At 61.3% G+C, this 7233-nt stretch carries 4 protein-coding genes and 2 pseudogenes; 4 read left to right on the forward strand and 2 right to left on the reverse strand.

Features of this window, described 5'->3' with window-relative positions:
* Positions 1-21 precede the first annotated feature (21 nt).
* Positions 22-663: pseudogene (locus tag AC1DLB_RS22050) on the forward strand (isocitrate lyase/PEP mutase family protein); the annotation flags it as partial.
* A 35-nt stretch (positions 664-698) separates the two neighbouring features.
* Here AC1DLB_RS22050 and AC1DLB_RS22055 read toward each other — a convergent pair.
* The gene (locus tag AC1DLB_RS22055; RefSeq protein WP_018926669.1) at positions 699-1319 is read right to left on the reverse strand and encodes a hypothetical protein; all 621 of its coding nucleotides are present in this window, start codon (positions 1317-1319) and stop codon (positions 699-701) included.
* 93 nt (positions 1320-1412) lie between these two features.
* Between AC1DLB_RS22055 and AC1DLB_RS22060 the strand changes: the two genes are divergently transcribed.
* The gene (locus tag AC1DLB_RS22060; RefSeq protein WP_477744507.1) at positions 1413-2195 is read left to right on the forward strand and encodes a class I SAM-dependent methyltransferase; all 783 of its coding nucleotides are present in this window, start codon (positions 1413-1415) and stop codon (positions 2193-2195) included.
* A 64-nt stretch (positions 2196-2259) separates the two neighbouring features.
* On the opposite strand, the gene AC1DLB_RS22065 is transcribed toward AC1DLB_RS22060, so the two are convergent.
* Positions 2260-2904, reverse strand: a complete 645-nt coding sequence (locus AC1DLB_RS22065; RefSeq protein ID WP_018926667.1) for a TetR/AcrR family transcriptional regulator — start codon at positions 2902-2904, stop codon at positions 2260-2262.
* Positions 2905-2998: 94 nt separating this feature from the next.
* On the opposite strand from AC1DLB_RS22065, the gene AC1DLB_RS22070 reads away from it, so the two are divergent.
* Both AC1DLB_RS22070 and AC1DLB_RS22075 read left to right on the forward strand, forming a co-directional pair.
* Complete coding sequence (locus AC1DLB_RS22070) at positions 2999-4099, forward strand: efflux RND transporter periplasmic adaptor subunit (protein WP_019581601.1); 1101 nt, start codon at positions 2999-3001, stop codon at positions 4097-4099.
* Between the two features lie 6 nt (positions 4100-4105).
* Positions 4106-6941 (forward strand): annotated as a pseudogene (locus AC1DLB_RS22075) (efflux RND transporter permease subunit).
* Positions 6942-7233: the final 292 nt, after the last annotated feature.

Raw genomic sequence — 7233 nt, forward strand, 5'->3', positions numbered from 1 at the left:
GGCTGACGCTCGACGATACGGCTGACGCTCGACGATACCCTGGCAAACGTTGAGGCGATTGTTGCGGCCACTGATTTGCCGGTCGCGGTAGATCTCGAAAACGGCTTTGCCGACGCTCCTGCCGAGTGCGCCCAAAGTATTCTGCGGGCCGCTCAGGCCGGTGCCGTAGGCGGTTCGATCGAGGATGCCACCGGGCGTGAAGACGGTCCGATCTACTGCTTCGAGCATGCCGTGGCGCGTATCGAAGCCGCTGTCGCAGCAGCGCGCAGTTTGCCTTTCCCCTTCACGTTGACGGCGCGTGCCGAGAACTATTTGCACGGCAATCCTGACCTCGACGACACCATTCGCCGTTTGCAGGCATTCGCCGAGGCCGGCGCGGACGTGCTTTACGCCCCAGGCCTGCGCAATGCCGAAGAGGTCTTGGCGGTGGTTCGCGCCGTGGCACCGAAACCGGTGAATGTGTTGATGTCCGGCGGGCTCAAGCTGACGGTAGCGCAGTTGAGCGAAATGGGCGTCAAACGCATCAGCGTCGGTTCAGCCCTGGCTTTGGCAGCGTATGGCGAGTTCTTGCGCGCGGCCGAGGAAATCCAGCAACACGGGACCTTTGGCTTCACTTCCCGGTCGATGCCGTTCCAGAAGGCCAATCAATTCTTCAAAGGCTGACGAGGTCGGGCCGTGATGGTTGGGCCGCTGAGGGGTTATGCGGCGATGCGCAGGTTCTGCAGAACGATCGGGCGCGCCCAGCCGTTATCGAAATCGAGTTGTTTCTGCTGTTCCACCAACTCTTGCGGTGAGAACGGCGGGAATGGCTTGTCCAGCAGGTCGAGTTCGAACTCGGCGATTGGCAAGTGCAGCGGACGCGGTTGCGGCGCGGCACCAGGCTCGGGCAGCGGTTGGCCGGCGGTGAGCACGATCGGGCGAACCCAGCCGCTTTCGAAGTCCTGCTGTTTCTGTTGCGCGACGATTTCTTCCGGCGGGAACGGTGGGAACGGTTTATCGGCCAGGTCCATTTCGAACTCGGCAATCGGCAGGAACAATGGCTCCGGCGGACGGACTTCGGTTTCTTTCACATCACATTCGCGCTGGGAAATGATGTGCGCCAGCAGCTCGCTGCCGACGGTCGGTTCGACCGGGCTGTCGAGATCGACCGGCGGGAAGTCCAGAGACGCCGGCACCACATCGCCCGACTGATCGGCCAGGGCCTGGGCAAAAAAATCTTGCCACAGGTGACTGACGCCRCTCAGTGCTTGGGAGTTTCGCAGGCCAAAATCGCCGTGGGGCGAGATGTAACCTATCGATGTGCGTTGAATGCCTGACATTTTTCTCGGTCGACGCTCAGCTCTGGCAAAATGCTCGATAGTTTGGTTATCGGCCGTTTTTGCCGATCATTAATTTTTTGAGCGTGTTTTCCCATGATTGAGCAACCTGCGGCCTGCCGCATCCATGTCGAAGCCTTGGGCGCGACGTTCCAGCCACAGGCCGAGCAATGGGCCGAGCGCCTGGGTTTGCCGTTGCAGGTGGATGACGGCGAGTTTGCCTTGCAGGTGGGTGAGCAGGGTTTGCAACTGCAACAACTGGGGCCGGATGCACCGGGGCCGGTGCGGGTCGACTTCGTCGAGGGTGGCGCGGCCCATCGTCGGTTGTACGGCGGCGGCAGCGGTCAGATGATCGCCAAGGCGGTCGGCATCGCCCAAGGCGTGCGGCCACGGGTGCTGGACGCCACGGCCGGGCTGGGCAAGGACGCGTTCGTGCTGGCCAGCCTGGGCTGCGAGATGAGCCTGATCGAGCGCCAGCCGCTGATCGGCGCCTTGCTTGAAGATGGTCTGGCACGCGGCGCGGAAGATTTCGACGTAGCGCCGATCGTGGCGCGTATGCGTTTGCTCAAGGGCAATTCGATCGAGGTGATGCGCAACTGGGAAGGCGAGCCGCCGCAGGTGATCTACCTCGACCCGATGTTTCCCCATCGAGAGAAAACCGCGTTGGTGAAGAAGGAAATGCGCCTGTTCCGGCCGCTGGTCGGCGATGATCCGGATGCGCCGGCCCTGCTCGCAGCGGCCTTAGCCCTGGCCAGCCACCGGGTGGTGGTCAAACGCCCGCGCAAGGCGCCGTGCATCGATGGGCCGAAGCCAAGCCATGCGCTGGACGGCAAGTCCAGCCGGTATGACATTTATCCGAAGAAAGCGCTCAAGTCTTAAGATCGAGTCGCCTTCACTGATCGTTCCCACGCAGCGTGGGGACGATCATCACGCCAAATATCTATCAGGCCGACTCCGGCCGATACGCCCGCATAAACAATCCCACCACTTCCTGCACATGGGCTTCGGCCGCATCCCCGGTTACCGGTTCGCCGCAGCCATACAGCAAGCGGAAATTCCCCGCGCCCTTGAGCAGGCAGAAGAAGTGCTCGGCGGCATTGCGCGGTTTGTCGATGCTCAACACGCCACTCTGATCGATCTTGCTCAGCAAACGCTCCATGCCGTGCAGCACGCGTTCCGGCCCGGCCTCGAAGAAGATCTGTGCGAGTTTCGGGTCCTGGCTGCCCAGCGTCATCATCAGCCGGTGCAGGTTCACCGATTCGTCGCTGTTGATCAGTTGATGAAAGCCGTGTGCGATGTTCAGCAGCACGGTTTCCACGGCGACGCCGTCCGGCAATTCAAAAACCAGCGGAGGCAATTGCTCCTCGCATTTGGCCACGACAGCGGAAGAGAACAGCGTCTCCTTGTCGTTGAAATGGCTGTAGACCGTCAGCTTCGACACGCCGGCCTCAGTCGCTACGGCATCCATGCTGGTGTTGGCGTATCCCTTACTCAAAAACAGGATTTTCGCCGCGTCGAGGATTGCCCGGCGCTTGGCCAGATCCTTGGGACGGCCCGGACCGCTGGGGGTGGAAAGATTGTCTGACATTCTTCGCTTTTAATACTGGACTGGTGAGTTTGCTATTAATAACATACTGGTCAGTATAATTATTTCAAGCCCCATTAGCGAAAGGTCGTTCACCATGCTGCGCTTTGCCTTGCCCCTCGCGTTGCCGGTCAGTCTGGCTTTTCTATTGTCGGCATGTGGCCATGAAGAAGCCCCTCCGGTCAGCGTGCGCCCGGCCATGGTGGTGCAGCCAGAGCCCTCGGCCCAGGCAATGGAAAGCTATCCCGGCGAAGTTCGCGCGCGTTATGAGCCGGACCTTGCCTTCCGGATTGGCGGCAAAGTCAGCCGACGACTGGTCGAAGAAGGGCAGCGGGTCAAGGCTGACCAACCCCTGGCGGAACTCGATCCTCAGGACGTGCGCCTGCAACTGGAAGCCACCCGTGCCCAGGTCGCGGCTGCCGAAGCCAATCTGAACCTGGTGCGCGCCGAGCGTGATCGCTACAAGACCCTGATGGAGCGGCAGATGGTCAGCCGTTCGCAGTACGACAACGCGGAAAACCTCTATCGCTCCGGTGAGGCCCGCCTCAAGCAAATCAAAGCCGAATTCAACGTTTCGACCAATCAGGCCAGTTACGCGGTGCTGCGTGCGCCGCAGGATGGCGTGGTGGCCAAGCGCGCGGTTGAAGTCGGGCAAGTGGTGGCGGCCGGGCAAACCGTGTTTACCCTGGCCACCGATGGCGAGCGCGAAGTGTTGATCAGCCTGCCGGAGCAGAGCTTCGGCCGCTTCAAGGTCGGTCAGCCGGTCTCGGTGGAGCTCTGGACCCAACCCGATCAGCGTTTCCCTGGGCAGATCCGTGAGTTGTCGCCTGCCGCCGATCCCAAATCCCGCACTTTTGCCGCCCGTATCGCTTTTACCGCCGGCAAGGTTCCCGCCGAACTCGGCCAGAGCGCCCGGGTGTTCATCCAGACTGCCGAAGTGGTGCCGTTGTCAGTGCCGCTGTCGGCCCTCACCGCAGAAAACGGCGCCACCTACGTGTGGGTGGTCGGCGCCAACAACACCTTGAAAAAAGTCCCGGTGCGGGTCGGTGCATTTGGCGAGAAAACCGTGCCGGTGCTCGAGGGACTGAACGCCAGCGACTGGGTGGTGGCGGCCGGTGTTCATGTGCTTCACGACGGGCAGCAAGTGCGCCCGGTGGATCGCTCCAATCGCGTGGTCAATCTGGCGCACAAGGAGTAATCCCCGATGGGTTTCAATCTATCCGAATGGGCGCTGCGTAACCGCCAGATCGTACTGTTCCTGATGCTCCTGCTGGCTGTGGTCGGGGCGTTGTCCTACACCAAGCTTGGCCAAAGCGAAGACCCGCCGTTCACCTTCAAGGCCATGGTAATTCGTACCAACTGGCCGGGGGCCACGGCCGAGGAAGTTTCGCGCCAGGTCACCGAGCGTATTGAAAAGAAACTGATGGAAACCGGGGAGTACGAACGGATCACCTCGTTCTCCCGCCCGGGCGAGTCCCAGGTGACGTTCATGGCGCGCGATTCCATGCATTCGGTGGATATCCCGGACCTCTGGTATCAGGTCCGCAAGAAGATCGGCGATATTCGCCAGACCCTGCCACCGGGTATCCAGGGCCCGTTTTTCAACGATGAATTCGGCACCACGTTCGGCAACATCTACGCCCTGACCGGCGAGGGCTTTGATTACGCAGTGCTCAAGGAAGACGGTCGACGAGATCAAGAACTTCCCGATCCGCGTTGCAGATCGCACGTTCCGCATCGGTGATGTGGCGGACGTTCGTCGTGGCTTCAACGATCCACCGGCGCCGCGCATGCGCTTCATGGCTGAAGACGCCATCGGTCTGGCGGTGGCCATGAAGGACGGTGGCGATATTCTGGTATTGGGCAAGGCGCTGGAAATCGAGTTCGCCCGGATTCAGCAAAACCTGCCGGCTGGCATGCAGTTGCGCAAAGTCTCCGATCAACCCGCCGCGGTGAAAACCGGTGTGGGCGAGTTCGTTCAGGTGCTGGTGGAGGCCCTGGCGATTGTGTTGCTGGTGAGCTTCTTCTCCCTCGGCGTGCGCACCGGCATGGTCGTAGCGCTGGCGATACCGTTGGTGTTGGCGATGACGTTCGCCTGCATGTATTACTTAGGGATAGGCCTGCACAAGATTTCCCTCGGCGCGCTGGTGCTGGCGCTGGGCTTGCTGGTGGATGATGCGATCATCGCCGTGGAAATGATGGCGATCAAAATGGAGCAGGGCTTCGACCGGATCAAGGCCGCCAGCTATGCCTGGACCAGCACCGCGTTCCCGATGCTCACCGGTACGTTGATCACCGCCGCCGGTTTCCTGCCGATCGCCACCGCGCAATCGGGCACCGGCGAGTACACCCGCTCGATCTTCCAGGTGGTGACCATCGCGCTACTGGCGTCGTGGGTGGCCGCCGTGGTTTTTGTGCCTTATCTGGGGGAGAAACTTCTGCCGGACCTGGCGAAAATTCACGCCGCCAAACACGGCACTGGCGACGGCCAACCCGACCCTTACGGCACGCCGTTCTATCAGCGCGTCAGACGGCTGGTGGAGTGGTGCGTGCGCCGACGCAAAACGGTGATCGTGCTGACCATCGTGATGTTCGTCGCGTCCGTGGTGCTGTTCCGTTTCGTGCCGCAGCAGTTCTTCCCGGCATCGGGGCGACTGGAATTGATGGTTGATCTGAAACTCGCCGAAGGTGCCTCCCTGAGCAACACCGCCGAGGAGGTCAAGCGTCTCGAAGGCCTGCTCAAGGATCACGCCGGGATCGACAACTATGTGGCTTATGTCGGCACCGGTTCGCCGCGTTTCTACCTGCCGCTGGACCAGCAACTTCCGGCTGCAAGCTTTGCGCAATTTGTTGTCCTGGCCAAAACCATCGAAGACCGCGAAGCCCTGCGCACTTGGCTGATCGAAACCCTCAATGAACAATTCCCGGCCCTGCGCTCGCGGGTCACGCGTCTGGAAAACGGCCCGCCGGTTGGCTATCCGGTGCAGTTCCGGGTCACCGGTGAGAACATTGCGGACGTCCGCGCCCTGGCGCGTAAAGTCGCGGCCAAGGTTCGCGAGAACCCACACGTGGCCAACGTGCATCTGGATTGGGAAGAGCCGAGCAAAGTCGTGTACCTGAACGTCGATCAGAATCGCGCGCGGGCGCTGGGCGTGAGCACGGCGAACCTCTCGGGGTTCCTGCGAAGCTCGCTGACCGGCTCCAGTGTCAGTCAGTACCGCGAAGACAACGAATTGATCGAGATCCTGCTGCGCGGCACGGTGCATGAGCGCACTGAACTGGCATTGCTGCCGAGCCTGGCCGTGCCGACCGACAACGGTCGCAGCGTGGCGCTGTCGCAGATTGCCACGCTGGAATACGGCTTCGAAGAAGGCATCATCTGGCACCGTAACCGTCTGYCCAACGTGACGGTTCGCGCCGACATCTACGGCAAGGAACAACCGGCGACACTGGTGCAGCAAATCATGCCGACCCTCGATCCGATCCGCGCCGAACTGCCGGACGGCTATCTGCTGGAAGTCGGCGGTACGGTGGAAGACTCGGCCCGTGGGCAGAACTCGGTGAAGGCCGGCGTGCCGCTGTTCATCGTGGTGGTGCTGACGTTGCTGATGCTGCAACTGCGCAGTTTCTCACGCACTGCCATGGTGTTTCTGACAGCGCCGCTGGGGTTGATCGGGGTGACGCTGTTCCTGATGGTGTTCCGTCAGCCGTTCGGTTTCGTCGCCATGCTCGGGACCATCGCGCTGTCCGGGATGATCATGCGTAACTCGGTGATTCTGGTGGATCAGATCGAGCAGGACATCGCTGCCGGGCTCAAGCCCTGGCAGGCGATCATCGAGGCGACGGTGCGACGTTTCCGGCCGATTGTGTTGACCGCGCTGGCGGCGGTGCTGGCGATGATTCCATTATCGCGCAGTGTGTTTTTCGGGCCGATGGCGGTGGCGATCATGGGCGGGCTGATTGTGGCTACGGCGTTGACGTTGCTGTTCTTGCCGGCGTTGTATGCGGCTTGGTTCAGAGTGAAAAAAGAACCGGTTTGATCTTGGCGGCCTTCGGGCCGACCATGTTCTTGTTGGTGGTGTACATATCCATTTCTGCGGTAACGGCGGCTTATGGTTTCGCCCTTACGGCGACTCCCTTTTTTACAAGCGCCTAAAAAAGGAAGCAAAAAACGCTCGCCCCAAGCGTCCGGCCCCTCGCTAAGGCTCGGGGTTCCTTCGCTCCGGTATCCATCTGGGGGCATCGCCCTACGGTTGGCTTCGCTTCAACCTACATGCGATGTGTTCGACTGCGTCGAACGGCGCTGCGCGCCAATCCCCAGATGAACACCTC

It is taken from the genome of Pseudomonas sp. 05N434 (assembly GCF_056396965.1).

Bases quoted from the DNA above. Each gene is read 5' to 3' on its own strand.
- AC1DLB_RS22060 (WP_477744507.1), top strand. From the start codon at position 1,413: ATGATTGAGCAACCTGCGGCCTGCCGCATCCATGTCGAAGCCTTGGGC.
- AC1DLB_RS22065 (WP_018926667.1), bottom strand. From the start codon at position 2,904: ATGTCAGACAATCTTTCCACCCCCAGCGGTCCGGGCCGTCCCAAGGAT.
- AC1DLB_RS22070 (WP_019581601.1), top strand. From the start codon at position 2,999: ATGCTGCGCTTTGCCTTGCCCCTCGCGTTGCCGGTCAGTCTGGCTTTT.